This window comes from Psychromicrobium silvestre (assembly GCF_013408295.1).
GTDB lineage: Bacteria > Actinomycetota > Actinomycetes > Actinomycetales > Micrococcaceae > Renibacterium > Renibacterium silvestre.
On the sequence record NZ_JACBYQ010000002.1, the window covers coordinates 1,343,639 to 1,370,232 of the forward strand.

Sequence of the window (26,594 nt, forward strand, 5' to 3'; positions counted from 1 at the left end):
GCAATGCCTGATTTGACGATAGATTTTTGCGGCGAATGGTACGAGCCCTCCGAAACGGAGGTGTTCAGCATCGGTCGCGAAGGTGACTTAGAGGTTGATGACAACCCTTATTTGCACCGTAAGTTCCTCCAGATCGCCTATTACGACGGCATCTGGTGGTTGACCAACGCCGGGAGCATTCTCTCTGCCACGGTTGCCGATGCCAAGGGCGGCATGCAGGCATGGCTTGCTCCCGGGGCCCGGATTCCGCTGGTCTTTGGCCAGATCAATGTGGTTTTTACCGCCGGGCCAACCACCTATGAATTCTCTGCGCACCTGAAGAGCCCCTCTTTCAAGCAACAGAGCTCCGAGGAGGATTCGGTCGGCGACACCACAATCGGCCCGGTAATTTTCACCGACTCACAGAAAGCCGTGATTGTTGCGCTTGCCGAGCCGATGCTGCGGCGCGAAGGCACCGGGTTTACCGCGATTCCGTCCTCCGCGGAGGCCGCACGGCGGCTGGGCTGGGCACTGACCAGATTCAATCGAAAACTGGACAATGTCTGCGACAAACTGGACCGGGTCGGAGTGGCCGGGCTGCGCGGTGGCGGCGGAAAGCTGGCTACCAATCGTCGGGCGCGATTGGTAGAACACTCGGTGACCTCACATTTGGTCACCGCCGCAGATCTACCGCTTTTGGAGACCATAAAATTACTGGACGAAGAATAATCGGGGCTGAAGATCAATGAGAATTAGGTTAACCCTGCGCCGCGATCCTGAACCCGCGAAGGACCTGGCCGTCACCGTCGACGGCCTCGCCACGGTAGGGGATATTGCTGCCGAATTGTTCTCCGCCGATCCAAGCCGCCAGGGATCACCCGTGCCACAGAACCTGTCCCTGCTGGTGGAGGATTCGCCGATGGCCGGCGGGAGCGTCAAGGGCCGAGCCCTGGACCCGACCGGCAATCTGATGGAATCGGGATTACGCCCCGGATCCACTATTTCACTGACCCAGGTCAGCGAAAATTTTTCCACCCCGGGTCAGAACCGAGGGCCAGCGGCGGCAACTCTTCGTGTGGTGGCCGGGCCCGATGTCGGCAGGGAGTTTTCGTTGCCGGTCGGCACCAGCTATATCGGCCGGGATCGGGACGCGGACGTGCGGCTCGGCGATCCGATGATGTCCAAGCGCCACGCCAGGGTCACGGTGGGGGAGACCATCGAGATCGTGGACACCAACTCGGCCAATGGGCTCACCATGGAGGGGCTGGCGGTAAGCCGGGTGGTGCTGGGCCCCAATGATGAAATCACGCTAGGCGATAGCACGCTCAGCATAGTGGCCCTGGGTGGTTCCGGCGGCTCCTCACCTACCAGCCCGCTGGTCGAATTCAACCGCTCGCCAAGGGTGGTACCGCGTTTTGGTCCGGATGATCAGCTCATCCCAGAGGGCCCGCAGCGCCCGCAACCTCAGCGCTTCCCGATGGTGATGATGATTGCGCCCGTACTGATGGGCGGGGTGATGTTCGCCGTTACGCAGAACGTCTTCAGCCTGGTCTTCATCTTTATGATGCCGCTGATGCTGATCGCGAGCTACGTTGACCAGCGGGTGAATGCGAAGAAAATGCTGCGCCTGGGCACCGAGGCGTTCTATCAAAACTTGGAGGTCTTCCACGGCCAGATGGGTCAGCTGCAGCAGTTGGAACGAGCCGTCCGGGTGGCCGAGAGCCCCTCGGTAGCCGAGACCGTGGACGGTATTTACAAACTCGGGCCGCTGCTCTGGACCCACCGACCCGAGCACACCGGTTTTATGTCGCTGCGCTTTGGCCTGGGGCGGCAGCCCTCCCGGATTCCGGTCAAGGTACCGGGCTCGAGCAATACGGTGGCGGAGATTCAGAAGGTCATCACGCAAACCAAAGCCGAATACGAGATGATCGAAGCCGTCCCGGTGGTCTCGCAATTGCGCACCTCCGGCGCGCTCGGCTTGGCCGGTCCGCGTGAGGTGCTCGACGACGTCGCCCGCGGGATGGTGCTGCAAGTCGTCGGGCTGCACTCACCTGCTGAACTAGTGGTAACCGCCTTCACTAGTGCCGAGTCCCGGGGCCGCTGGAGCTGGCTGCAATGGTTACCGCATGTCGGCTCGCCGCACTCTCCGCTCGGTGGCGATCATCTGGCGGCGGGGCCCGGTGCTGGCGGCATTCTGCTCTCCAAGCTGGAGGATCTCTTGGCGGCTCGAGGTGGCTCGCTTGCCGCCAATTCCGCCCAGCTGCGGGGAGCAATCGAGAAAAACAAGCAAAACGAGCAGATCCCAGCCCCGGTATTGCCGAGCATTCTGGTCATCGTCGAAGATGATGCCAGGGTGGATCGTGGCCGGATGGCTCGGCTGGCGGAACACGGCGCCGACGTCGGCATCCATGTGATCTGGTTAGCGGGCTCAGTTGCGGGGCTGCCAGCCAGTTGCCGCGACTTCATGCAGATCGATGGGCAGAATGGCACCACTACTGGCCAGGTGCGGCTCGGTGAACTGAGCTATCCGGTGAGCTGCGAAAGCGTGGATGCCGAACTCGCCGTCCAACTGGCGCGGATGCTCGCGCCCGTGGTGGATGTCTCTAAGCCCGTTGATGACGACTCCGATTTGCCGCAGTCCGTGTCCTGGGCAACCCTGGCTGGCATCGAGATCATTGAGAGTACCTCGCCGATTGCCGATCGCTGGAAAGAGAACAACTCGGTAGCCTCCACGGCGGTGCCAAACCGGAAGCACCAGGGCTCGCTGCGTGCGCTGGTGGGTTCCAAAGGCGTTGAACCAATGTATCTGGACCTGAAGACCGAAGGCCCGCACGCCCTAGTGGGTGGCACCACCGGCGCCGGGAAATCCGAGTTCTTGCAGGCGTGGGTGCTCGGCATGGCTGCCGCCTATAGTCCGGACCGTTTGACCTTTCTCTTCGTGGATTACAAGGGTGGAGCGGCCTTTGCTGACTGCGTCAAACTGCCACACACGGTGGGGCTGGTAACGGACCTGTCCCAGCACTTGGTGCGCCGCGCCCTCACCTCGCTGCGCGCAGAACTGCACTACCGTGAGCACCTGTTCAACCGGAAAAAGGCTAAGGATCTGCTCGCGATGGAACGAGAGGCCGATCCGGAAACTCCGCCCTCGCTCATCATCGTGGTGGATGAGTTTGCCGCCTTGGCGAAGGAAGTGCCGGAGTTCGTTGACGGTGTGGTGGATGTCGCCGCCCGTGGCCGTTCGCTCGGCCTACACCTGATCCTGGCTACCCAGCGCCCGGCCGGGGTGATCAAGGACAATCTACGTGCCAATACCAATATGCGGATTGCGTTGCGAATGGCCGACGTTGACGATTCCCAGGACATTCTCGGTGACCAGATGGCCGCCTATTTCAGTCCCTCCATTCCCGGCCGCGGAGCCGCTAAAACCGGACCGGGACGAATCCAGGGTTTCCAGACCGGTTATGCCGGTGGCTGGACCACCAGAATCCCGCAGCGTCCGCGCATCGACATCGTCGAAATGGACTTTGGCTCGGGCCCGCAATGGGAGCAGGAACTACAGCAGGCCCCGGTGGAGCAGGACGCCGGTCCGAATGACATTGCCCGGGTGGTGGATAACATCTCACAGGCAGCCATTGAACTGGGCATTAAGGCTCCCCGGAAGCCTTGGATGGAGGAGCTGGCCACCACCTACAATTTCTCCCTACTGCCTAATCCGCGTACCGATGAGCGGCTCTTATTGGGCGTGGTCGATGATCCGGCCAATCAGGCTCAACCCACCGTGTTCTACGAACCGGACCGGGACGGCAATATGGCCATTGTCGGAGCCTCGGGTAGCGGAAAATCGGCGGCGCTGCGCACCATCGCCATCGCCGCTGCCATCACCCCAAGGGGTGGTCCGGTACAGGTTTACGGTATCGACGCCGCCTCCAATGGCCTGCAGATGCTGGAGCAGTTACCCCATGTCGGTGACGTGATAGCGGGCGATGACCATGAGCGGGTGGGCAGGCTGCTGCGCTATTTGCGTGAAGTGGTTGAAAAACGCACCGAGGCTTTCTCCGCGGTCAAAGCAGGCAGCATTGCCGAATATCGCAGGCTTGCCAATAAGCCGGAGGAAGCCCGAATTATCCTGCTGATCGATGGGCTGGGTGCCTTCCGGGAGACCTATGAGTTCAAAACCGGGATGACCCAGTTCGAGACCCTGCAACAGATCGCCACCGACGGCCGTCCAATGGGTGTGCACGTCGTGGTGGCCGGTGACAGCCCCAAGTCCTTGCCGCCGTCGCTAGCCGCCTCGATCCAGCGTCGCCTGGCGCTGCGGATGGCCAATACGGACGACTATCTCTCGATGGGGGTGCCGCGCGATGTGCTGAACGCCTCCTCACCTCCGGGCCGAGGTCTGCTGGAGAAGCAGGAAGTTCAGCTCGCCATCTTCGGCGGGAATGCCAACCTGGCGCTGCAATCCCGTCAGGTGGAGAAGCTGGCCGAATCAATGCGTAGGCAGGGCGTTCCGGAGGCTCCCGGGGTGCTGGCGCTACCGGAGAATATTGACCTAGACGTGCTGCCCGCTGGAGCGCCTGGCACGGCGATTATCGGGGTGGATGATTTCAACCTGGAGCCTGCCGGAGTGGCTACTTCCGGTGCCTTAATGATCACCGGTCCACCCGGGGCAGGACGCACGACGGCGTTAGTCACCTTAGCGGAGGCACTTAAACGTTCCGCGCCACGCACCCGCCGGGTCTATTTTGGAGCTCGGAAATCGGCCATCGCCTCGCTTGGAGTTTGGGATGAAGCCTTTGCCACCCCGGCTCTGGTCAAAGAAGAACTGGAACGATTGACCGCGCTCACCGAACAGAATGCGGATACCGTGGCTTTCTTCATTGAGGGAGTTACCGAATTTACCGACTCCGCCGCCGAAATGGATTTGGCGACCTTGATCAAGGGCGCCATCAAGACCGGACAGTGGGTAGTTGGGGAAGCGGAGACATCTACCTGGTCGGCGGCTTGGAACCTAGCGGGCCTGTTCAAGGCCGGTCGCCGAGGGGTGCTTTTGAATCCGGGAGACACCGAAGGCGACACCCTGATGAACACGCCCTTGGGCCGGATCCGCGGTAATAAGTTTGTGGCTGGTCGCGGCTACATCGTGGGTCGAGGTAAGGCTTTCAAGGTGCAGATTGCAAACACCTTGGATCGCTGAGTTCCGAGCCTGTGCGGGGATGGGGAGTTCTGCATGGGTAGTCCTCCCCATCGACACTAATACTTAGTCTCTTATAGATTCTTATTAGTTGCTCAGCCGGACAAGCTAGCTGAGCGTAGAGTCCAGTGGAACTTCCAGGACTCTTACACGAAAGGTGCATCTCATGGGTGAAGCATTCCTCGGTAATAATCCGGAAGACATGCAGGAACTGGTCACGAAGATCAACCAGGCTGTCGAACAGATTCACCAGGCGGTTAGCGGCTTGGATGCCAAGGCTACCTCGGTACAGTGGCACGGTCAGGACGCCAACAACTTCAAGCACACCGAATGGCCGCAGCACAAGAGCCAGCTGAACAAGGTCGCTGAGGACCTGCGCAGCGTTGGCCAGAACGTGGCCAAGCAGCGTCAGCAGCAGATCGAGACCTCCGGCCACTAAGGTCAGAGCGTTTCTTTCAGTCAACGCGAAAAGGGCTCCATCCTCGGATGGAGCCCTTTTCGGCTTTAACTTCGGCTTTAACGGGTTTCCAGACAGTTGGATACTGGCCGCATTTCGAAGCCGTAGCTCGCCACAATGTCGGTGGGATGCGGCAAGATGGTGTTGTGAGCAAAGCTGATACCCCCTCTGAGCCGCTTCGCGCCGAGTACGATTCGCTGGTCGAGTCGGTCCGGCGTTACCGCTTCGCCTATTACAACGAAGACGCGCCGCTGATTTCCGATGCGGAATTCGATCAGCTCTTCCGTCGTCTGGAGGAGATCGAGGCGCTGCATCCTGAATTGGTCAGTAATGACTCGCCCACCCAGGAAGTGGGCGGTGAGATTTCGGCCGTTTTCTCCCCTGTGCAACACCTCAGCCAGATGTACAGTCTGGAAGACGTGTTCTCCCTCGATGAGTTGGAGGCCTGGGTGCTTAAGGCTCAGCTCAGTGCGGAGAAACTTGCCGGGCAACGATTGGTTGAAAGCCCGCTACGCTGGCTAACCGAATTGAAAATCGATGGTCTGGCCGTGAACCTGCTTTATCGCAAGGGCACCCTGGTGCGGGCAGCTACCCGGGGAGATGGGATCACCGGCGAAGACATTACCCATAATGTGCTCACCATTAAGGAAATCCCGCGTCAACTCAAGGGTGAGAACCTCCCGGAGGAAGTCGAAATCCGGGGTGAGGTTTTTATCGCCTCCAAAGACTTCGCCGAGCTGAATGAGCAAATGGTGGCCGCTGGACGGGCGCCCTTTGCCAACCCACGGAACTCCGCGGCGGGCTCCCTGCGGCAGAAGGATCCGGCGGAGACGGCTAAACGGCCGCTGAGCATGTTGGTTCATGGCATCGGTGCTCGACAGGGCTTTGAGGTAGGCGGCCAGTCCGAGAGCTATGCCCTGCTGAAGGAGTGGGGTCTGCCGACTAGCCCCTACTTCAAGGTGTTCAGTGGCTATTCGGAAATTCTTGATTTCATCGCCCACTACGGCGAGCATCGACATGATCTGCTGCACGAGATTGATGGCATTGTGGTGAAAATCGATGATTTTGCTACTCAGCGAGCTCTTGGTTACACCTCGAGAGTGCCACGATGGGCCGTCGCCTATAAATATCCGCCGGAGGAAGTGAACACCAAGCTGCTCGATATTCAGGTCAATGTTGGGCGAACCGGGCGAGTGACCCCCTATGGCGTGATGGTACCCGTTAAGGTGGCGGGTTCTACTGTCGAGATGGCCACCCTGCACAACCAGGACGTGGTCAAGGCCAAGGGGGTGCTGATTGGCGATACTGTGGTGCTGCGCAAAGCCGGTGACGTCATCCCTGAGATCGTTGGCCCCGTGGTCGCACTTCGGGATGGCAGCGAGCGGGAATTTGTGATGCCAAGCCATTGCCCCGCCTGTGGCACCGCCTTGGCGCCAGCCAAAGAGGGCGATGTAGACATTCGATGCCCTAATTCCCGGTCTTGTCCCGCTCAGTTGCGAGAGCGAGTTTTCCATCTAGCCGGCCGCGGAGCCTTCGATATCGAGGCGCTCGGCTGGGAAGCGGCAATTGCCCTCACCCAGCCAGCCGAGCCAGCCGAACCGCCGGTGCAAAACGAAGCGCAGATCTTCACCCTCAAGGCCGAGGATCTGGCGGAAGTTCGGATCGAGCGGCAGAAACGGTTGAAGGGCGAGCCCAGTGGGGAACTCGAGCTGGTGCCCTATTTCTACACCAAGGGCACGCCAAAGAAACCTTCGGAACCTACGGCTAACACCCTCAAACTGTTTGCGGAGCTTGAAAAGGCGAAGAGCCAACCACTGTGGCGGGTTCTGGTGGCGCTATCGATAAGGCACGTCGGGCCCACGGCCTCGCGCGCGCTGGCCACGGCGTTTGGCTCGATGGAAGCGATCCGCGCCGCGAGCGAGCAGGAACTAGCCGAGGTAGACGGAGTGGGGCCGATCATCGCCCAGGCGCTGATCGAATGGTTTAGCGAAGACTGGCATCGGGAGATCGTCGAAGCCTGGGCAGCCGCGGGGGTCAGGATGGCCGATGAACGCGATGAAACCGTTCCGCGGACGCTTGAGGGGCTGACCATTGTGGTGACCGGTTCGCTGCAGAACTACAACCGTGATCAAGCTAAAGAAGCCGTGATCAGTCGAGGTGGAAAGGCTGCCGGGTCCGTCTCTAAGAAAACCGACTATGTGGTGGCCGGGGAAAATGCCGGTACTAAGCGGGACAAGGCTGAGCAACTGGGCTTGAAGATCCTCGACGAGGAAGGCTTCGAATTGCTTTTGCGTCACGGTCCGGCAGAGGATGAAGCAGCAGGGGATGAAGCGGTAGCCGACGAAACAGCTGAGGAGCTTGGCCAGGATGACTGATGATTCGACAGCGGCGCTGCTGGAGATTGCCAGAGAGGCGGCGGCCGCTGGGGCTGCTGTGCTTGCTGAACGGGATCCGGAGAAGTTCACCGCGAGCGTGAAGAGTGGCGAGACCGATCTGGTCACCGAAATTGATCTGGCGGCGGAACGCGCCGTCCGGGAGGCCATTCAACTCAGGCGTCCGCACGATTCGATCACCGGGGAGGAGCTGGCGCCTTCGGTAAGCGAACCGGCTTCCGGCTACCGCTGGTCGGTTGATCCGCTAGACGGAACCATGAATTTTGTTCGGAACATCGCCTATTACTGCACCTCGGTTGCGGTGGTAGGACCCGACGGCAGCTGGTTAGCTGGCGTTGTTGCCGCACCGGCGCTGGGCCGGACCTACTATGCCAGCAAGGCCGGCGGAGCCTGGCTTGAACAGCGTGGAGCCGAGGGCAAGATCCTGACTCGTCCGTTGAATGGTCCGCGGCAAGAGCGCACCGGACGCTTGCTCGCCACCGGGCTGACCTATGAGACCGAGATTCAATCCCGGCTGATCGGTGAGCTGGAAGGACGAATGCAAGCCTTCGGAGATTTCCGCAGGCTGGGCTCGGCAGCTCTCGAACTTTGTGCGGTGGCGGAGGGTGGTGTGGATGCCTATCTGGAATACGGGCTCTACGAACACGATTTTGCCGCCGGCGCGCTCATCGCGGAAGAAGCTGGTGCCTGGGTGAGGCGCCCGGAGCTGAGTTCCGCGCTGGAGGGTTTGCCACTACGCAGCGAGGCTCTCTCGCACTGGACCGCGGCAGCAATTCCGGCGCTCGCGGGCAGCTTTACCCCCGCAGAATCCGATGCCTAGCTGGCAGGCAGCGTTTGCAGCTCTACAAAAGGTGGAGTTGCGTGAGGCTTACGCTCGGATGCTCATCGGGGACTCCGAGCTACCGGAAGCGAGCCTGGCCAGACTCCGCCAGGCCGGGCTATTGCTTCTGGTGGAGGGCGAGTACCGGGTCAATGAGTCCTTTTATGCCGAGACGCTGGAGGCGGAGCAGCGGCAGAAACCACAGGGTTTGCAGCGATATCTGAGCTTGGGGAAGCTCGAAGGGCTGCCGCAGAACCGCACCGATCGGGAGGCGCTGCTGAGATTGCTCTGCGGGAGGCTCTTCGAACCCGGTAAGCACTACTCCGAGGCGGAAGTCAACGGACTGCTCCGAGTGGTCAGCGACGATGTTCCGGGGCTGCGCCGGGCGATGGTGGATTACGACTATTTGGCGCGGGTTCGGGATGGCTCCGATTACTGGCTCAGCGAATTCGCCGCACTACCTTGATCAACACGTTGGCGATCCGCAATTTCAGATCCATCCGCGACCTGGTGCTGGATCTGCATGGTCTTGACCTGGTCACCGGCGCAAACGGCAGCGGAAAATCCAATCTCTATAAGGCGCTGCGCTTGCTCGCTGAGTGCGCCAACGGCGAGGTGATCGGCTCGCTTGCCCGCCAGGGTGGGCTCAATTCGGTGCTCTGGGCCGGTCCGGAATCCCTGAGTCGAGGTATGTTATCGGGCGAGATTCCGGTGCAGGGCACCGTGCGTAAGGAGCCTGTCAGTCTGCGTCTGGGGTTCGCCTCGGAGGACTTTGGTTATCTACTCGACCTCGGCCTGCCGGTGCCGGGTGAATCCTCCTTTGGCCGCGATCCGATCATTAAAGCCGAACAGGTTTTTGCGGGTCCCTCGGCCAGGCCCGCCGCCGTACTGACCGAGCGCAATGGCAGCCTGGTGCGGGGACGGGACGAACAGGGCCACTGGCAGGAACTGAGCCGAAATCTGCACAGTCACGAATCGATGCTCAACGAGGTGGCCGATTTACAGCGTTCACCGGAGCTGTACCGGGTTCGGCAGATGATGCGTGCCTGGAGATTTTATGACCATTTCCGTACCGATCCCTTGGCCCCGGCAAGGCAAGCCCAAGTGGGTACTCGCACTCCCATCCTGAGCCATCACGGAGACGACCTAGCGGCCGCGCTTCAAACGGTAATCGAAGCCGGAGGTGGCGAACGCCTCGCGCTCGCAATTGACCGCGCGTTCCCGGGCAGCGCGGTCCGCATCGAGGAGCATGAGGGCATGTTTCAGACCACGCTGAAACAAGCCGGAATGCTTCGTCCACTCAGCGCGGCAGAACTCTCCGATGGAACGTTACGATATCTACTGCTCTGTGCGGCCCTGCTGACCTCCCGGCCGCCCGAGCTGATGGTGCTTAACGAACCGGAGACCTCCCTACACATTGATTTGCTGCCCGCCCTGGCACAGTTATTGCTTGACGCCTCGGAGCACTGCCAGCTCCTGGTGGTGACCCATTCACCCTTGCTTATTGGAGAACTTGAACATTCCCCGGGTGCCGTGCATCGGCATGAGTTGTCCAAACAGCTTGGCGAGACAACGCTGGAGGGACGCGGACTGCTTGACGTGCCGTCATGGACCTGGCCCAATCGTGGCAGGATGGGCTGATGACTAGCGAAGCCACTCTATGGTCCAAAGACGCCTCGCAACGAGCGGGCTCCCCACTTCTGCTGCTGTTTCACGGCTACGGCGCCAATGAAGCCGATTTATTCGGCCTGGCCGAGGAACTCCCGGCAGAATTCACCGTTGCCTCGGTGCGTGCCGGGCTTGCCGCGGGTCCGGGCTATGCCTGGTTCCCCTTGGGACCCGACGGCGAAGGCGGCCTGAGCTTTGATCCTCAAGAAGTGAAGCGGGTCAGCGCCGAAATCGGCTCCTGGATTGATAGCGTGCGAGGCGAGCACAGCAGTGTCAGTCTGCTGGGCTTCTCCCAGGGGATGGCCATTGTGAGCACTCTGGCGAGGCATCGTCCCACCGACTTCGCCGCCGTCGTCGGTCTTTCCGGCTTTGTGCTGGACACCGCGGAGGACGATTTCTTCCGCGACCAAGAATTGGCAGCGCGCAAACTGCCCTTCTTCTGGGGCCGCGACCAGGCTGATCCAGTGGTTCCGCAGCCGCTTGTGGAGAGCAGCAATGCCTGGCTGCCGAAGCACACCGTGCTAACCAAGGTGCTCTACAACGGGATGTGGCATGGCATCTCGGCGGCCGAGATCAAACATGTTTCGGAATTCTTGACCGCCACGGTTCTGGCTGAGTAGCTCAGGAACCAACGACCCTGATCGACTGGCCGTTCAAGCTCACCACCGAGCCGGAGTGTAGCTGCCGACCGCGCCGGGTTTCGATCTCTCCATCGACCTTCACCAGGCCGTTTTCGATGAATTCTTTGGCTTGTAAACCGTCATCGGCCAGATTGGCGAGCTTAAGCAATTGGCCGAGTCGGATGGTTTCATCGCGGATCGTGATTTCATCGATAGGGGACATAGCATCCATGATGCCTTAGAAAGTTGGATGTGAAGCACGATCCCCACACCGACAACATCAGCAAAACCGGAGGAAGCCGATGACTGCTCATAAACTGCCCGTGCTGCTCGGTATGCCACTCGCGGTACTTGCGGGCCTCGGCATCGCGGCGCAGGGCCGGATCAACGGTGCGCTGGGTGCCCGGCTCAACGACGGGCTGGCCGCGGCCGTGGTGAGCTTCGGCAGCGGTTTAGTGGTGATTGTTCTGGTTTCTTTGCTCTTGCCTTCCGGTAGGAGGGGAATTCGGGCCATTCTGCCATCCCTGCGGGAGCGGAAATTCCCGCGCTGGTATTTGGCGGCCGGGGCGATCGGGGCGTTCTTCGTGCTCACTCAGGGGCTCACCGTTTCGCTGATCGGGATTGCGCTCTTCACCGTCGCGGTGGTCACCGGGCAGAGTTTGAGCGGGCTACTGGTGGATCGGATCGGCCTTTCACCAGCCGGAAAGCGGGCGATCACCCCCATCCGGGTAATTTCGGCCGTACTGACCATCGCCGCGGTGATCTGGGCGGTTTCTCCCCGATTCGCCCAAGCGGAAGATGCCTCGCACTGGCTTTTGCCGGTCGTGCTGCCCTTGGCTGCAGGCTTCCTGATGAGCTTCCAGCAAGCCATGAATGCCACCCAAACGGTGCACTACGGCACCCCGCTGGCGGCCACCCTGATCAATTTTGGCTCCGGGGTTTTGGTGCTGCTGATCGCGTGGTTGATCAAGGTCTCGGTGGCGGGAGTGGGAAATCCGCTGCCGTCCGAATGGTGGTATTACCTGGGTGGAGCCATCGGCTGCCTTTTCATCGGGCTGAGCGCTTGGCTAGTCCGGGGCCTGGGTGTCTTGCTGACCGGACTGGGTACCATTGCCGGCCAGTTGCTTGGCTCGTTGGCTCTGGATCTGATTTTCCCGACCCCGGGATCGGTGATTGCCACCGCCACCTGGCTGGGAACCCTGTTGACCCTATTGGCGATGGTGCTCGCCACACTGCCCTGGCCACGCCGGAAGCGTGTTTCCTGAGCGTCCCGCACCACCTCAATCGGCGTCTGGGACGCGACGTCGATTGAAACTGGGGATTTCCTTCCTTTTGGCTGGGAGTTCTCCGGGATTCCCGAGATTCGCTTGTATGCGCTCTCATCTCTCCATAACGTTACTTAAGGCAACTAAATGAGAGGATGAAGCACTATGTGTGGAATTGCAGGCTGGGTGTCCTTCGAGCGAGATCTGCGCGAGGAGCGGCAAGTAGCACAAGCCATGACCGAAACGATGATTTGCCGAGGCCCGGACGATGAGGGCCTCTGGATTGACCGACATGTGGCTCTTGGCCATCGCAGGCTCTCCATCATCGACCTGGATAACGGCAAACAACCCATGCTCCGCCAGGACGAAGGCGCCACTCGGGAGGTGCTGATCTATACCGGCGAGACCTACAACTTCCGTGAGCTGCGCGAGCAACTCAGCAACTCCGGACGGCATTTCCGCACCCGCAGCGACACCGAAGTCGTGCTGCAGGCACATCACGAATGGGGCGCTACCGAGCCGCGGAACGCCGTCGAACGCTTCAATGGCATGTTCGCCTACGCACTCTGGGACACCGCGAAAGAAGAGCTGATCCTGGTTCGCGACCGTCTGGGCATCAAGCCCCTTTATTACCTGCCCACCGCTGATGGGGTTCTTTTTGGTTCGGAGCCTAAAGCGATCCTGGCTAATCCGCTTGCCGAGAGATCCGTTGACCTGGATGGGCTGCGACGCCTGCTCGGCTTTGTTGGTAATCCGGGGAACGCGGTCTTCAAGGGGATGCGAGAGGTACCGCCCGCTCATATCGTCCGGATCAATCGCCAGGGCATCACCGAACAGCGCTATTGGGCACTCGATGATCACGAGCATGTTGATGATCTGGATACCACGATTAAAACCGTTCGTGAGCTGCTCGAAGACACCGCCGAACACCAGTTGATCGCCGATGTTCCCTTGGGAACGCTGCTTTCCGGAGGTTTGGACTCCTCTGCATTAACTGCCCTGGCGGCTGAGCAACTCGATCGGTCCGGCGAAGGCGTTCGGTCTTTCTCGGTAGATTTCGCGGGCTATGAGGACGATTTCAAGGCCGACGAACTCAGGGATACCCCGGATGGTCCCTACGTTATTGCGGTAGCCGAGCATCTTAAAGCAAGGTACGCCAAATCGGAGCACACCAATTTGGTGCTCAATAATGATGAGCTGATGGACCCGGCTGCCCGCTCTGCCGTGCTCACCGCTCGTGATTTCCCGGGCATGGGGGACATGGATACCTCGCTCTATCTGCTCTTTAAAGCGGTGCGCCAGCATTCCACCGTGGCGCTCTCCGGGGAGTCCGCCGATGAGGTTTTCGGCGGCTACAAGGAGTTCCACGACCCCCAGGCTCGCGACGCGGGCACTTTCCCCTGGTTTGCGGGTGCCATGGCAAGGGGGATTGGCCGAACGGGTACCTGGAACTCTGCTTTCGCGGCAAAACTCGATATGCCCGGTTACGTGCAGGGCGAGTATCACAAGGCATTGGCCGAAGTGCCGCGCCGAGCCGGTGAAACCGGTTTGGAAGCCCGGATGCGCGAGGTGAGTTACCTCTACCTGACCCGGTTCCTGCCAAATCTGTTGGATCGCAAGGATCGGATGAGTATGGCTGTGGGCCTTGAAGTCCGGGTGCCCTTCTGTGACCATCGTTTGGTGCAGTATGTCTATGGCACGCCTTGGGCCATGAAGACCTTCGATGGCCGGGAAAAGTCTCTACTGCGCGCAGCGACGAAACACTTACTGCCGGAGTCCGTGGTGCAGCGGGTGAAAAGCCCCTATCCCTCCACCCAGGACCCGGCCTATAACAAGTCCTTGTTCTATTTGCTGGGCGAGGTGCTGGATCGCGGCGATAGCCCGATCATTGACTTGGTTGATGCCCCTCGGCTCAAGGAACTGGTCCGAACCGGCGGTTCGGGGGCCTCCTCGGAGCGGTATCAAGCCGAGTCGGTACTGCAAATGGATCGTTGGGTGCGTAGCTACGGCTTGGACTTGCAGCTCTGAGCATCGGGGCCGAGGGATAGGCTGAATGGGTGGAACTTTTCGTTGGATCGTACACCTCTGAAGACAGTCATGGCGCTGGGATCAGCGCCCTAGCCCTCGGCCCGGAGGGGCTGCTCGGTGCGCCCGCTCTGCTTGCCGAGCAGTCGAATCCCTCCTTTCTGATTCGATCAGGGGACCTGATCTATGCCGTGTTGGAGGGCGAGGTGGGCAGGGTCGTGGCCTTGCGGGCTAGAGCGAATCAACCTCATGCGGAACTCATCGGCCGGTCTGAGCTGACCGGGGCAGATCCTTGCCACCTCGTTCTCCTTCCGGACGGCCGGGTGGTGGTGACGAATTACGGCTCCGGTACGGTCTGCCTGCTTGGCCCTGCTCCCGGCTTAGAACTGCTCGATACCGTTCGACTAAGCGGTTCCGGGCCCGTGGCTGAGCGACAGGAAGGTCCGCACGCCCACCAAGCCACGCTGACCAGTCGGGGAACGGTGCTGGTGAGCGATCTTGGCGCGGATCGTCTGATCGAGTTCAAGGTGCTAGGTGATTCGTTGATCGAACAGTCCAGCTTTCGGCTACCTGCTGGCACCGGACCGAGACATCTGGCCTTCAGGGCGGGAGCCGCCGTCGCACACTTACTGGTAGTGGGGGAGCTGGACGGCAAGCTGCATGTGCTGGAAGGTGAGCCGGGAGCGGCCATCGGGGAATGGCGGCATCGTGGTGCGGTGCCGTTGTGCAGTTGGCAGGTCGAGGGCAAGAGCTATCCGGCGCATATCGAACTCTCTGCCAACCGAGCGAAGGCTTATCTGAGCATCCGCGGACAGGATCAGCTCAGCGTCTTGGAGCTTTCCGGAATGGACGACGGCGGGCTGCCGGAGCTGGTTCAGGAAGTTTCCTCGGGCGGTAGCTGGCCCAGGCACTTCGCGCTGGGAGATGGCTTGCTCTACGTGGCCAATCAATTCGGGGACAATATTGTGGTTTTCCGCCTGCGGGACGACGGCTTGATCGGGGAACGACTGCAGGAAGTGGAGATCGGTACGCCGAGTTGCCTGCTGATTGGCTGAGCTCCGACAGGTGCAAGCCAGCCTGGCTCAACTTCGGTGCTGGACCGGACGCCCGGTAGGCTTATCTTGTTTATCCCACCTGCGGTCTGCATCCAGCCGTCCGCCTATTCCAGGAGCTGACCTCTATGGCCGCCAAATCATCCCTCGACCCGATCATCTCGCTGGCTAAGCGCCGCGGATTCGTCTTCCAGGCCGGAGAGATCTACGGCGGTTCGCGCTCGGCCTGGGATTACGGTCCCCTTGGCGTGGAGCTCAAGGAAAACATCAAGAAGCAGTGGTGGCAGAACTTTGTCCGCGGTCGCGATGACATGGTTGGCCTGGATTCTTCGGTAATCCTCCCCACTCCTACCTGGGTGGCTTCCGGACACGTGGAGACCTTCACCGATCCGCTGGTTGAATCGCTGCACACGCATAAGCGCTATCGCGCGGATCATCTGATTGAGGCCTATACCGCCAAGCACGGTCACCCTCCGGAGAACGGGCTAGCCGATATCAAGGATCCGGATACCGGGCAGCCGGGCAACTGGACTGAGCCGCAGCTGTTCTCCGGGCTGATGAAGACCTTCCTGGGTCCGGTAGATAACGAAGAGGGCCTGCATTACCTGCGCCCGGAGACCGCGCAAGGGATTTTCACGAACTTCAATAACGTGGTCACCACCTCACGCAAGAAGCCCCCCTTTGGCATCGGCCAGATGGGCAAGGCTTTCCGCAATGAGATCACTCCGGGGAATTTCATCTTCCGGACCCGTGAGTTCGAACAGATGGAAATCGAGTTCTTCACCGCGCCCGCAGACGCCGACGAGTGGTTCAAGCACTGGGTGGAAGCCTGCTGGAACTGGTTCGTCGATCTGGGCATTAACCCGGAGAACATGCGCCGCTTCGACGTACCGGAAGAGGATCGGGCGCACTACTCGGCGGGCACCATCGACGTGGAGTACAAGTTTGGTTTCCAGGGTTCCGAATGGGGTGAGCTGATGGGCATTGCCAATCGCACCGACTTTGACCTGAACAATCATTCCAAGGCCTCAGGGACCGAGCTGAGCTACTTCAATCAGGCCACCAATGAGCGCTACACGCCCTATGTCATTGAGCCGTCCTTCGGTCTGACTCGTTCGATGATGGCTTTCCTGATCGATGCCTACACCGAAGACGAGGCGCCAAACACCAAGGGCGGTGTGGATAAGCGCACCGTGCTCAAGCTGGACCCGCGGCTGGCTCCGGTCAAGGCCGCGGTGCTGCCGCTATCCCGCAACGAAGACCTCTCGCCCAAGGCAAAGGGTCTGGCCGCCGAGTTGCGCGGATTGTGGAATATCGAATTCGATGACGCCGGTGCCATCGGCCGCCGCTACCGTCGCCAGGATGAAATCGGCACGCCGTTCTGCATCACGGTGGACTTCGACACCCTGGAGGACCAGGCCGTCACCATTCGCGAACGGGATTCGATGAGCCAGGAACGCGTTTCCTTGGACAAGGTGCGCAGCTACCTTGGCGAGCATCTGGCAGGCGCCTGATGGCTTTGGAGTATCGCCCCTGGCTCGAAGGCGATGATCGAGAACTGCTACAGATCTGGGGTGACCCGGAAGGGGAGCAAGTTAGCTGGTTCCGGCAGACCCTGGAGCCAAGTAACGACGGCGGCGTGCAGCCGGATGGTTCACGGCGTAACTGGAAGCGTTGCATCGTCGCGACAGATCAAGGTATCCCGGTAGCCGCCGGGATGGTGATGGAGCAAGGGCTGCACTCCAGCGCGCTCTGGATTTACGTTGAGGTGGCCAGGGATCACCGCCGCCACGGCGTGGCTGCCACCTTGCTGACCATGCTTCGGCACGAAGCCGAGCAGGCACCGAGTGGGGTCCGCGCGGTGACCACCAAGGTCGACGAAGGCACTTCCGGGGCTGCCTTTGTGCAGGCTCTGGGCTGGCAGGTCATTCAAACTTCTCGATTCGTACAGGTAGATCCCGGAGTTTTAGCCCTACCGCGCTTTCCGAAGCAATCCGATCAAGCCGATGAGGACGCCGGTTCCGAACTGGTGCAGGATCTGGCGACCGGATCGGTGGAGCTGACTGACGTCGTCGGACGCTGGTATGAATCGGTGCATCGTGACTGGAGCCCCACCGGGCCACTGAGTCCCGGCGCCGTGCAGTCGTTCTTCCTGGCGGATTCGAGCGGTGCGCAGGGAGCTATTGTGTTGCGTGCCGAGCCGGAGAGTGCTTTCGGCGCTGAGGTGCAGCCGATCAAGAAGGGCAGGGTTCGGGCTTTCGCGGTGAGCTATGGTCCGCATCCGGCCGCCGCTCCGTCCGAGGACCCGCCCGCGGACGTGTTCCTGGGCTGGGAGCCTGAGCTGGAGCCAGAAGATGCCGCCGATGCGGTTCACGATCTGGTTGCCCTCGTCGCTTATCAGCACCCCGTTGTGCTGGAGGTGGACAGCTCAATGCAACCGCTGACCGCCCTGGTAGATCCTTTGATCGAGGCAGGTCAGGCAAGGCAGCTTGGTGCCACCACGATCATCGTGGCGGATTAGGCTCTTTCACGGCTCCTCGCGCTTCCTAGTCGTCCCAGTGTTAGGGTTTTCGCTGGCTCGCGATAGCTCACTGACTTCGGGATAGTCCATTGTCCGTGCAGTGAGCTATCGCGATGTCATTGGACTATCTTGGGGGTGGCTTGAGCTACCTTGGGCTGCGGAAAACCTGGCTGGAATCCCAATGGAATATGCCATGTTCTACGTCCTGATGCACGGCCAAGAAATGAATTTCCTGCACTTTCAAGGGCGGTAATTCGGAGAGTTTCAGCGCATCGGAAGCCGCTTGGACCTGCTCGGAGCTGCCCTGAGCCACGCCATAACCCAGGGTGAGGTGAGGCCCGAAAGGTGCTCTGGGCATTTCCCGGTCGAGATTGATGGTCTGCTGGGCGGCGGAGCGCACGCCGGAGACCAGATTCTCCCATTCGAGGCTGGGTTTCCCCCGGACGCCGAGTGACCAGTCATCGGCCACTGGTGTGCTCAGTGCAATCTCGAAGGGCTTCATGGAGCTGGCCAGTCGTTCGAGCTCTGAAGCAAAGGCGGCGAGTTGTTGCTGAGTGACCTCCTCGCTGGTCACCGCAAACTGCTGAACCGTGGCGTGCAGGAACTTTGGAGGTTGAACAGAACAGTAGCTGAAGGGCGTTAGCGCGCGTTGATAATCGACCAGCGCGGCACGGAGTTCCGGATCCGGGAGCGCATAGACATGCAATCGATTCCGCAGTGAAGCCCAGATCGTTGAGGGTTGTCCAAAGAATCTCTTCATCCGTTCAGCTTATTCGTGCCACCTCGGTGACACCCGGTGTTGCATCTGCTCGCGATAGTCCATTGGCTTCCGGATAGCTCAATGTAGGCACATTGAGCTATCGCGAAGCTATTGGGCTATCTCGAACCGGGGAGAGAAGCGGGTAAAGAAGCTTAGAGCCGAGGTTTAGAGCGAGCCGAGTAGCAGCATGATGCCCAGGCCCAGCATCACCAAGGCCACCAGCCCATCCAGGATCCGCCAGGCGATGGGCTTGACGAAGAGCGGCGCCAATAGCCGCGCGCCGAATCCCAGGGCTCCGAACCAGAGCAGGCTCGCCACCACCGCGCCCAGCCCGAAGAACCATCGCCCCGGATCACCGTGCGTATTTGCGATAGAGCCGAGCAGCAGCAAGGTGTCTAGGTAAACGTGGGGGTTGAGCCAGGTCAGCGCTAGGCAAGTGGCAATTGTGGCGCCTAGCGACAGTGGCTTACCGGCTGGATCGGCTCCTAGCTTCTCTTTCCGCAGCGCCCGACGGGCTGCCAACAGGCCATAGCCGATCAAGAAAGCCGCTCCGACAAAACGAACGATGGTTAGCACCAGGGGAGCCGTTGCCACCACCAGACCGATGCCGGAGATGCCCAACAGGATCAACAGGGCATCCGAACCAGCGCAGATCGCCACGATAATGAAGACATGCTCCTTGCGTAATCCTTGTCGGAGTACGAAGGCGTTCTGAGCGCCGATAGCAATGATCAAGGAGAGACCGGTGCCTAGCCCGGCAAGGGCAGAGAGGATGTCCACAGATCTAGGCTAGGCAACATCTGAAATTCAGTAAAGCTAATATTTCTTACTCAAGATAAGATTTACTTATGTTGAATGTGCAGCTAGACCAGCTTCGAGCGCTCAACGCCATTGCCACTCACGGCAGCTTTGAAGCCGCTGCCCTAGAGCTCCGAGTGAGCCAGTCCGCGATTAGCCAGCGAATGAAAGCCTTGGAAAAACAACTCGGCCGCCCGGTGCTCTGGCGGAACAAGCCGCTACGACTGACCGAACCCGGTGAAATCTTGCTCCGCTTCGCGCGCCAGGTGGAGCTGCTCGGCAACGAAGTACTGACCGAATTGGAACTGGAGCCGGGAACTGAACCCGCGCTCGCCGTCGTGGTCAACGCTGATTCGCTCAGCACCTGGGCGCTGCCCGCGCTCGCCGAACTGAGCTCCCGGCAACGCTTAGAGATCCTGCGCGAGGATCAGGATCATTCGGTTGAGCTGTTGCGTGAGGGGCGTGCGGTCGCCGCGATTACCTCCTATGCCGAGCCGATGCCGGGCTGTCTTTCTCGCAGACTCGGGGTGATGCGCTACCTTCCGGTCTGTGCACCGGGCTTTGCGGCTCAATGGTTCGACGGCGGCGCTACAGTTTCCGCTCTTGGGCTCGCTCCGATGGTGGTCTTCGACCGTAAGGACGATTTACAGGACCGCTATCTACGCCAGCGCAGTGCCGTTCCGCTGGAGCCGCCGCGGAACTACATCCCGTCCTCGCATGATTTCTTCCGGGCGGTGGAACTGGGACTGGGCTGGGGGATGCTGCCGGAGCAGCAATGCTTGGAGCTACTTGCTGGTGGGTCTTTGCAACTTCTCAGTGAGGACCATCTCGATATCCAGCTTTACTGGCAGCAATGGCGACTGCATTCCGCGGCGCTCGATGCGGTGGCGGCGGGGATTATTACTGCGGCTGCTGAGCTGAGATAGCGGCCGGCGCAGTCGATACGACTGCATTATGCAGGTAAATCTCCGGCTTTAACGGTGCTGGTGCAAGCTCGGCAGTTAAGGAATCGAGAAGTCGAGCAACCTTGCGCTTATTGCGGCCAAAATTGTAAGCGATGTAGTTTTTCGACCAAATCCCCAGAGTGAGCGTAGTGCCTTGCTGATTTGGTGCTAGGTAAGCCGCCAGCCAGTATCCGGCCCGGTCATAGTTCTTTCCGAGGGAAGCCCAGAGCCAATCGGGGTGCTGTTCATGGATACGAACTTTGGGGTCTTCGTCCAGAACCTTCGCCACTGCCCGATAGACCTGTTCTGTGGGCAGCGGAATCGAGACCTTTCCGACGCTTTCAGCCCCTCGTTCCCAAAGCCAGTAGGGCGATTTTGTATCTATATAGGGCTTTTTCCCTACCCAATACAGCCAAAACACCGTAAAACTAATTACCAGACCGAAATAGCCGGGAAATGGGAAAGGGCGGATCGTCCGGTGGGAGTCAAGGGCCCCGATGATACTGTAAATTCCCGACGCCATCATCGCAAGAGAGACAACAATAGACAGTCCTATGACCCACGGTCGCATAGCGCGAAAGAACCTCTCCATGGCCGCAATCCTAACGGAGTACAGCCATGGAACCCGGATCAGGCTTGCTCGGCGTAGCGCTTGGCGGCGGTCAGCGCTTCCTTGAGGCCTGCGGTATCAAATCTCTTCACATAAGCCGGGGTATCCCGCTGGTAACGCCAGCCCTCGCTGAGTGGGCCGACGTCGAACGGTTCAAAGCCGAAGAGATTGATCAACTCGGCCACCTTGGCGTTGGCAGCATCGTCGTTGCCCGCTAATGGAAGAGCACGACGCCCCTCCGTTCCAGCGGGCACTCCTTGGCTAGCGAGGTCCGCCGAGGCGATGTTGTTGAAGGTTTTGATTACCTTGGAGGTCGGTAGGTGCTTTTGCAGCAACTCGCTCACGGTGGTCTCCTCGGAGTCCAATTCGGTGATTTGGCCATCACGCTGCGGGTAGTAGTTATTGGTGTCAATGACCACCTTGCCCGCCAGCGGCTCGACGGGAACCTGCAGGTAGTTCTTCAGCGGGATGGTTACCACCACCAGATCTCCTGCTTGTGCAGCCTCCGCAGGGGTAGCTGCCCGGGCTTTCGGGCCGAGTTTGGCAACCAGATCCTGCAAGGTTTCCGGCCCCCGCGAGTTGCTCAGTACGACGTCGTAACCGTGGTCCACGGCGAGCCTCGCTAGCGCGCTGCCAATATGCCCGCTGCCTATTAATCCAAGAGTTGTCATGGCTGTGTAACGGGTCCGGTCAGAATATATTCCGGCGCTCCGGTTGCTTCGCGATAGTCCACTAGCTTGGCGATAGCTTCCTGTCGCGTCATTGGGCTATCGCGAAGCCAGGGAGCTATCCCGAGCTGTGGGGCAAGGCTCTGAACGCCACGTTCGAACTCCGGGCTCGAGTCGTTGGTGGTGGCCTAGCTGGTACTGGCCTTCTCCATTCTGCCCGGGCTGGTGGTGAGTGATGTCCTAATTTCTTGCACGCAGTTTCCACCCGCACCTCAACGGCGCTGATCGGGGCGTTATTCGGCTTCCCGGTGACCCAGGCGTAGCTCCCTGGATCACCGGATCCACTCATTTGAGCTGCTCAATGACGTCACCATCGCCCAAGCCGCTGCGGACTCCATCCCACTATTTTCAGCCCAGACCGATCAGGGCGCGCAATAGCCCGTCGTCTAGCACCCGATCCGCATAAATCCGCCGGGGGAGGTTGGTGGTGGGTCCCTCGGGAACTCCCTCCGGTACCCCCTTCGCAGCCCACAAAAGCTTCAAACCGACTTTTTCCAGCACGGTTGCCGAGGCTGGATTGTTCTCCAGCACCCTAGCGGTCACCGGTTTTTCCGGCCCGGTTTGTGCCGCCAATTCAAGGCAAGCCAAAGAAAATTCGGTCGCGAAGCCGCGACCCCAGGCCGCAGGTGCCAATCGGTAGCCGAGGTTCCAGGCTCCACCCACGGTCGGGCTGAGCCCGCCCGCGCCAATAAAACTTCCGGCGGGCAGTTTTGCCTCCGGAGATCTCAGTCTGATGGCCCATCGCCCCACCCCAGATTCTTGCCAATCGCGCTCCGAGGACTCGATCATGGCGAGGCTACGGCTGGGTTCGGTATGCCGCCCGGAAGGCAGGTGCTGCCAGGTCTCGGGGTCGGAGTAGATCTGGTACAGATCGTCCAGGTCCTCGGGGCGTAGCGGAGACAGGTCTAGTCGTTCGGTAAGCATTTCCCCAGTATGCCTCCCGGTACCGACAGGATTTGACCCCGACGGGATTCGGCACCGACAGGATTCGGCCCCAAAGCGATCTAGTCTGCACTCCGGAACCCATGACATTTGTCATCGACGGTTGATGACAGCTGGTTGCGGTCGAAAACGGGAATCGGCTGGATGATTTTCTTGAGGCACCAAAGGGGTGCCAGAAGGAAAGTGCCAATAATGTCATCGCAAGTAGTGCTCAATATCTTGCTCGCCGTCGTGATCCTGTGCTGGGTCCTCTACCGACAATTGCAAGCCAAGCCGATCAAGGAGCGCAATCCCTACACGATCATGCTGGTTTTGGGGGTGCTGGGACTCATGCAGATCGTGCAGTTGGCGAACCGGGTGGATATCTCCGCGATTGGCTACGCTGCTTTGGTGATCGGCCTGCTGACCGGTGCAGTTTTTGGTTGGGTGCGTGGCCGCTTGACCCATCTTTGGCGCGCAGATGACGGAACTCTGATGCGTCAGGGAAACTGGATCACCATCGTGCTCTGGGTGGTCGGTATCGCCCTACACTTGGGTATCGACTGGCTCGGTGTGCAACTCTCTCCTGCTGAGCAAAGCGCGGGAGCCGAGGCTTTGGGTACCACTGGAATCTTGCTCTATCTGGCCGTTGCTCTCGCGGCTCAGCGCTTCGCCACTCTCTCCCGGATACCGGCTTCAAGCCAGGCCCGCTAAGTCCAAGAAGAGGAAACATCATGAGTCAACTGCTCACTAGCACCACCAGCACCGCCACCGATCTCTACGCGGTAGACGCGGAAGGCCTGTACAAGTCCTTTGGCAAAGCCAAAGCCGTCAATGGCATTGATCTACGCATCAAGCCGGGAGAGATCGTGGCCTTCCTCGGCCCGAACGGCGCAGGCAAGACCACCACCATCGATATGCTGCTCGGGCTCTCCAAGCCGGATCAGGGCAGCGTCACGGTTTACGGCAAGAGTCCGCGGCAAGCAATCGCACACGGCCAGGTCTCCGCGGTGATGCAGACCGGAGGCTTACTCAAGGACCTCACGGTGCGGGAAACCGTTGAACTCACCGCCTCGCTCTTCGCCGAGGCCCGGCCGGCCGAGGAATGCCTGGAACGCGCCGGGATCAAGGACATCGGGGACCGGCTAGTGGTCAAGTGCTCGGGCGGGCAGCAACAGCGCCTGCGCTTCGCCATGGCACTAGTCTCGGATCCGGGATTGCTCATCCTCGATGAACCAACCACCGGCATGGATGTGGAGGGCCGCCGTGACTTCTGGAACGCCATTCACACCGATGCGCGTCGCGGGCGCACCGTTATCTTCGCCACCCACTATCTGGATGAAGCCGATGCCTATGCCGACCGGATCATTCTGGTCCGCAGGGGACAGATCGTGGCCGATGGTACGAGTGCCGAGATCAAGGCGCTCGCCTCCGGCCGAACGGTCAAAGCCAGTGTCTCCGACCTTGAGCAGACCGCAGTCGCGGCACTGCCCGGGGTTGACGAGGTGGAGCTGCGCGCCGGGATGGTGACGGTCCATACCAAGGATTCCGACGCCGTCGCCCGCTACTTGCTCAACCACACGGATGCGCACGATCTGGAGATCACCTCGCACAACCTTGAAGACGCCTTCTTGGCGTTGACTTCGGACGAGAACTAGACGAGAACTAAGGAAAGCCATGACTACCAATACCATCCCGTCAAGCATCTCCACCGAGCGCAGGGTTCCGCCCTTCGGCGGCTTCAACATGACCTTGCTCGGCATTGAGATGAAGCGCCGACTGCGCAATCGCCGCAACGTCATTTTTGCCATGGTGCTGCCGGTGGCGATGTTCCTCATCATCGGCCTGCAGGTCAAGAACACCCCGCTTGATCCGAGCCATCCGATCAGCGCCGGTGGCCAGTCGGTTGCCGCCTACATCATGCTCTCGATGGCTGTTTACGGTTGCATGATCACCGCTACATCGGCAGGTGGCGCGGTCGCCATCGAACGCTCCATGGGCTGGAGTCGTCAGCTCAGACTCACTCCGCTCAGCCCGGCAGCCAATATCGCGGTGAAAATCGTTGGGGCGCTGGTACTAGGAGCCATCGCCATCGCGGCCGTCTACATCGCTGGTTTTGCCATTGGTGTTCGGATGGATCTGAGCATTTGGATTATCGGTGCTCTCGCCGCGTTGCTCGGTTCGCTAGTCTTTACCGCCCTCGGCTTGCTGGTGGGCTACCTGGTACCCAGTGAAAACGTTATGCAGTTCATGGGACCGGCCATCGCCTTCCTGGCGCTATTCGGCGGTTTGTTCTTCCCTCTGGACGGCTGGATGAAGGACGTTGGAGCCTGGACCCCCACCTACGGCATCGGCGTGATCGCTCGCACCCCGCTTACCGGAGGTGACTTCAATTGGCTGGCCCTGGGCAATGTCTTCCTCTGGCTCCTCATCTTCATCGTCGGAGCGGCTTTCGCCTTCCGCCGCGACACCAAACGCGTCTGACATAAAGTAGCCCTGTGTCTGAACCATCCGCTTCCGGCGATCCCTCCGTCCTCCGACCGAACCTTGATCGGGTCGAAACCGATGCCGATATCAACGGCGAGGTCAATCGGATGGCGGGCAGGTTGAGCTGGATTGCCCAAGACCTCAGCCAGCCGCTGAGCCCCGGCGAACTTCTCGTTTCGCACGGGGCTCGGCGCTGGTATCTGGGGGCGGGCATCGCGGTGCTGATCTGGGGATTCAATAGCCTGCCAGCATTATTTGCCTCTGGTGGTTCTAGCGGCTCGGCGTGGACCTATCTTGGGCTCAACCTGCTGATGCTGATCGGTTTCATGTTCATCCCGCCGCTGAGCTGGGGCCGCAGCCAAGCTTTTAAACTGAGCCTGCTAATCCTGCTAATAATCCTGGCAGCTGCGTCGATCCTGTTCCTTGGCCGATCCGGTGGTTGGTTCGCCACCTTCATCACGGTCTGCGCGGCCATGCAACAGTATCGACGGCGAACCGCGCTGACCATCATGGGCACCGTTGTGGTGTTGATTATCATCGGGCAGTTGCTGCTGGGAGCCTCCTTCGAGGATGCCTTTTCGATGGCGGCGGTGGCCGGGTCAATTGGCTTGATGATGGTCGCGTTCTCCCGGCAGATCGAAGCCTTGCGGGTGCTGCGCAGCACCCAACAGGAACTGGCTGATGTTGCGGTAAAAGAGGAACGCAATCGGGTAGCCCGGGATATGCACGATATCCTCGGGCACTCACTCACCGTGATCGCGGTCAAGGCTGAACTAGCCGGTCGGCTGATCGAAGCCGCCCAGGACCAGGTCATCCCCGAGCAGGTCATCCCTGATCAGACCACACCCGAGCAGACCACACCGAATCAGGCTGCAGCTAAGCAGACCGCGGTGGCACGGGCTGCCATCGAGATCCGTGAGGTGGAGGATCTGGCTCGCGGCGCGCTCGCCGATGTGCGAGCCACGGTGAGCGGCTATCGCGGCGTGAATGTGCTCTCTGAACTGGCCAATGCGCGTACCGCGCTCGCCGCCGGGGGTATCGATGCGGAACTGCCGGGAGCGGCGGATGAGGTACCAGCGAAATACCGGGAGCTCTTCGGCTGGACCTTACGTGAAGGCACCACAAATATTGTCCGGCATGCCCACGCCAGCCGGGTCAAGGTGACCATGGGCTCCGGATTCATCCAGATCGACGACGACGGCGTTGGGCTTTCCGGGCAGCAACCCCCTTCCAGCGCCAACGGGCTGGCGGGCCTGAGGGAGCGTGTTGAAGCGCAAGGTGCTTCACTTTCCATCGGACGTTCCGGGCTGGGTGAGCACGGCGGATTCCGGCTCCGGGTGGATCTTTGAGCTCCG

Annotated in this window: 24 protein-coding genes; 18 read left to right on the forward strand and 6 right to left on the reverse strand. The window is 60.3% G+C overall.

Features of this window, described 5'->3' with window-relative positions; all coding sequences use genetic code 11:
* The first annotated feature begins 3 nt into the window (after positions 1-3).
* The 8 genes from FHU41_RS14160 (at position 4) to FHU41_RS14195 (ending at position 11,128) form a co-directional block, all read left to right on the forward strand.
* The gene (locus tag FHU41_RS14160) at positions 4-708 is read left to right on the forward strand and encodes a hypothetical protein (RefSeq protein WP_179390248.1); all 705 of its coding nucleotides are present in this window, start codon (positions 4-6) and stop codon (positions 706-708) included.
* A gap of 16 nt (positions 709-724) precedes the next feature.
* Complete coding sequence (locus FHU41_RS14165) at positions 725-5,173, forward strand: type VII secretion EssC family protein (RefSeq protein WP_179390249.1); 4,449 nt, start codon at positions 725-727, stop codon at positions 5,171-5,173.
* A 163-nt stretch (positions 5,174-5,336) separates the two neighbouring features.
* Positions 5,337-5,609: a hypothetical protein gene (locus tag FHU41_RS14170; RefSeq protein ID WP_179390250.1), complete on the forward strand. Its 273-nt coding sequence runs from the start codon at positions 5,337-5,339 to the stop codon at positions 5,607-5,609.
* Between the two features lie 146 nt (positions 5,610-5,755).
* A complete protein-coding gene (gene ligA / locus FHU41_RS14175; protein ID WP_179390251.1) occupies positions 5,756-8,002 on the forward strand; it encodes an NAD-dependent DNA ligase LigA in 2,247 nt (748 codons plus the stop codon).
* Entirely contained in the window at positions 7,995-8,840 is an 846-nt protein-coding gene (locus tag FHU41_RS14180; RefSeq protein WP_179390252.1) for an inositol monophosphatase family protein, read from the forward strand. Before ligA ends, FHU41_RS14180 begins: the two co-directional genes overlap by 8 nt.
* Positions 8,833-9,306, forward strand: coding sequence for a DUF2087 domain-containing protein (locus FHU41_RS14185; protein WP_179390253.1), 474 nt, complete (start codon positions 8,833-8,835; stop codon positions 9,304-9,306). Before FHU41_RS14180 ends, FHU41_RS14185 begins: the two co-directional genes overlap by 8 nt.
* Entirely contained in the window at positions 9,303-10,481 is a 1,179-nt protein-coding gene (locus tag FHU41_RS14190; RefSeq protein ID WP_179390254.1) for an AAA family ATPase, read from the forward strand. The genes FHU41_RS14185 and FHU41_RS14190 overlap by 4 nt, the downstream gene beginning before the upstream one ends.
* Positions 10,481-11,128: an alpha/beta hydrolase gene (locus tag FHU41_RS14195; RefSeq protein ID WP_179390255.1), complete on the forward strand. Its 648-nt coding sequence runs from the start codon at positions 10,481-10,483 to the stop codon at positions 11,126-11,128. The genes FHU41_RS14190 and FHU41_RS14195 overlap by 1 nt, the downstream gene beginning before the upstream one ends.
* Before the next feature lies 1 nt (position 11,129).
* On the opposite strand, the gene FHU41_RS14200 is transcribed toward FHU41_RS14195, so the two are convergent.
* Complete coding sequence (locus FHU41_RS14200) at positions 11,130-11,351, reverse strand: RNA-binding S4 domain-containing protein (protein ID WP_179390256.1); 222 nt, start codon at positions 11,349-11,351, stop codon at positions 11,130-11,132.
* 79 nt (positions 11,352-11,430) lie between these two features.
* On the opposite strand from FHU41_RS14200, the gene FHU41_RS14205 reads away from it, so the two are divergent.
* The 5 genes from FHU41_RS14205 (at position 11,431) to FHU41_RS14225 (ending at position 17,991) form a co-directional block, all read left to right on the forward strand.
* Positions 11,431-12,393 (forward strand): DMT family transporter, encoded by a 963-nt coding sequence (locus FHU41_RS14205; protein WP_179390257.1) that lies wholly within the window; start codon positions 11,431-11,433, stop codon positions 12,391-12,393.
* 165 nt (positions 12,394-12,558) lie between these two features.
* Positions 12,559-14,421 (forward strand): asparagine synthase (glutamine-hydrolyzing), encoded by a 1,863-nt coding sequence (gene asnB, locus FHU41_RS14210; protein ID WP_179390258.1) that lies wholly within the window; start codon positions 12,559-12,561, stop codon positions 14,419-14,421.
* Positions 14,422-14,450: 29 nt separating this feature from the next.
* Entirely contained in the window at positions 14,451-15,473 is a 1,023-nt protein-coding gene (locus tag FHU41_RS14215; RefSeq protein WP_179390259.1) for a beta-propeller fold lactonase family protein, read from the forward strand.
* A gap of 125 nt (positions 15,474-15,598) precedes the next feature.
* Positions 15,599-16,984 (forward strand): glycine--tRNA ligase, encoded by a 1,386-nt coding sequence (locus tag FHU41_RS14220; protein ID WP_179390260.1) that lies wholly within the window; start codon positions 15,599-15,601, stop codon positions 16,982-16,984.
* Entirely contained in the window at positions 16,984-17,991 is a 1,008-nt protein-coding gene (locus FHU41_RS14225; protein WP_179390261.1) for a GNAT family N-acetyltransferase, read from the forward strand. Before FHU41_RS14220 ends, FHU41_RS14225 begins: the two co-directional genes overlap by 1 nt.
* Positions 17,992-18,136: 145 nt before the next feature.
* Here FHU41_RS14225 and FHU41_RS14230 read toward each other — a convergent pair whose 3' ends face one another.
* Both FHU41_RS14230 and FHU41_RS14235 read right to left on the reverse strand, forming a co-directional pair.
* Entirely contained in the window at positions 18,137-18,751 is a 615-nt protein-coding gene (locus tag FHU41_RS14230) for a 2'-5' RNA ligase family protein (RefSeq protein WP_179390262.1), read from the reverse strand.
* Positions 18,752-18,916: 165 nt separating this feature from the next.
* Positions 18,917-19,531, reverse strand: coding sequence for a LysE family transporter (locus FHU41_RS14235; protein WP_179390263.1), 615 nt, complete (start codon positions 19,529-19,531; stop codon positions 18,917-18,919).
* A gap of 68 nt (positions 19,532-19,599) precedes the next feature.
* Here FHU41_RS14235 and FHU41_RS14240 point away from each other — a divergent pair, with 68 nt between their 5' ends.
* Entirely contained in the window at positions 19,600-20,475 is an 876-nt protein-coding gene (locus tag FHU41_RS14240) for a LysR family transcriptional regulator ArgP (RefSeq protein ID WP_179390264.1), read from the forward strand.
* Here FHU41_RS14240 and FHU41_RS14245 read toward each other — a convergent pair.
* The 3 genes from FHU41_RS14245 to FHU41_RS14255 all read right to left on the reverse strand — a co-directional run bounded on the left by FHU41_RS14245 (position 20,450) and on the right by FHU41_RS14255 (position 22,755).
* Positions 20,450-21,085: a hypothetical protein gene (locus FHU41_RS14245; protein ID WP_179390265.1), complete on the reverse strand. Its 636-nt coding sequence runs from the start codon at positions 21,083-21,085 to the stop codon at positions 20,450-20,452. The two genes, FHU41_RS14240 and FHU41_RS14245, sit on opposite strands and share 26 nt — an antisense overlap.
* A 38-nt stretch (positions 21,086-21,123) precedes the next feature.
* The gene (locus FHU41_RS14250) at positions 21,124-21,774 is read right to left on the reverse strand and encodes an NADPH-dependent F420 reductase (protein ID WP_179390266.1); all 651 of its coding nucleotides are present in this window, start codon (positions 21,772-21,774) and stop codon (positions 21,124-21,126) included.
* A 405-nt stretch (positions 21,775-22,179) separates the two neighbouring features.
* The gene (locus FHU41_RS14255) at positions 22,180-22,755 is read right to left on the reverse strand and encodes a GNAT family N-acetyltransferase (protein ID WP_179390267.1); all 576 of its coding nucleotides are present in this window, start codon (positions 22,753-22,755) and stop codon (positions 22,180-22,182) included.
* A gap of 210 nt (positions 22,756-22,965) precedes the next feature.
* On the opposite strand from FHU41_RS14255, the gene FHU41_RS14260 reads away from it, so the two are divergent.
* Genes FHU41_RS14260 through FHU41_RS15450 form a run of 4 tightly spaced genes read left to right on the forward strand, consistent with a single transcriptional unit; the run spans position 22,966 to position 26,588 of the window.
* Entirely contained in the window at positions 22,966-23,466 is a 501-nt protein-coding gene (locus tag FHU41_RS14260) for a DUF1453 family protein (RefSeq protein ID WP_179390268.1), read from the forward strand.
* 20 nt (positions 23,467-23,486) lie between these two features.
* The gene (locus FHU41_RS14265) at positions 23,487-24,410 is read left to right on the forward strand and encodes an ABC transporter ATP-binding protein (protein ID WP_179390269.1); all 924 of its coding nucleotides are present in this window, start codon (positions 23,487-23,489) and stop codon (positions 24,408-24,410) included.
* 19 nt (positions 24,411-24,429) lie between these two features.
* Positions 24,430-25,236: an ABC transporter permease gene (locus tag FHU41_RS14270; protein WP_179390270.1), complete on the forward strand. Its 807-nt coding sequence runs from the start codon at positions 24,430-24,432 to the stop codon at positions 25,234-25,236.
* Between the two features lie 14 nt (positions 25,237-25,250).
* Entirely contained in the window at positions 25,251-26,588 is a 1,338-nt protein-coding gene (locus FHU41_RS15450; RefSeq protein WP_218847233.1) for a histidine kinase, read from the forward strand.
* Positions 26,589-26,594: the final 6 nt, after the last annotated feature.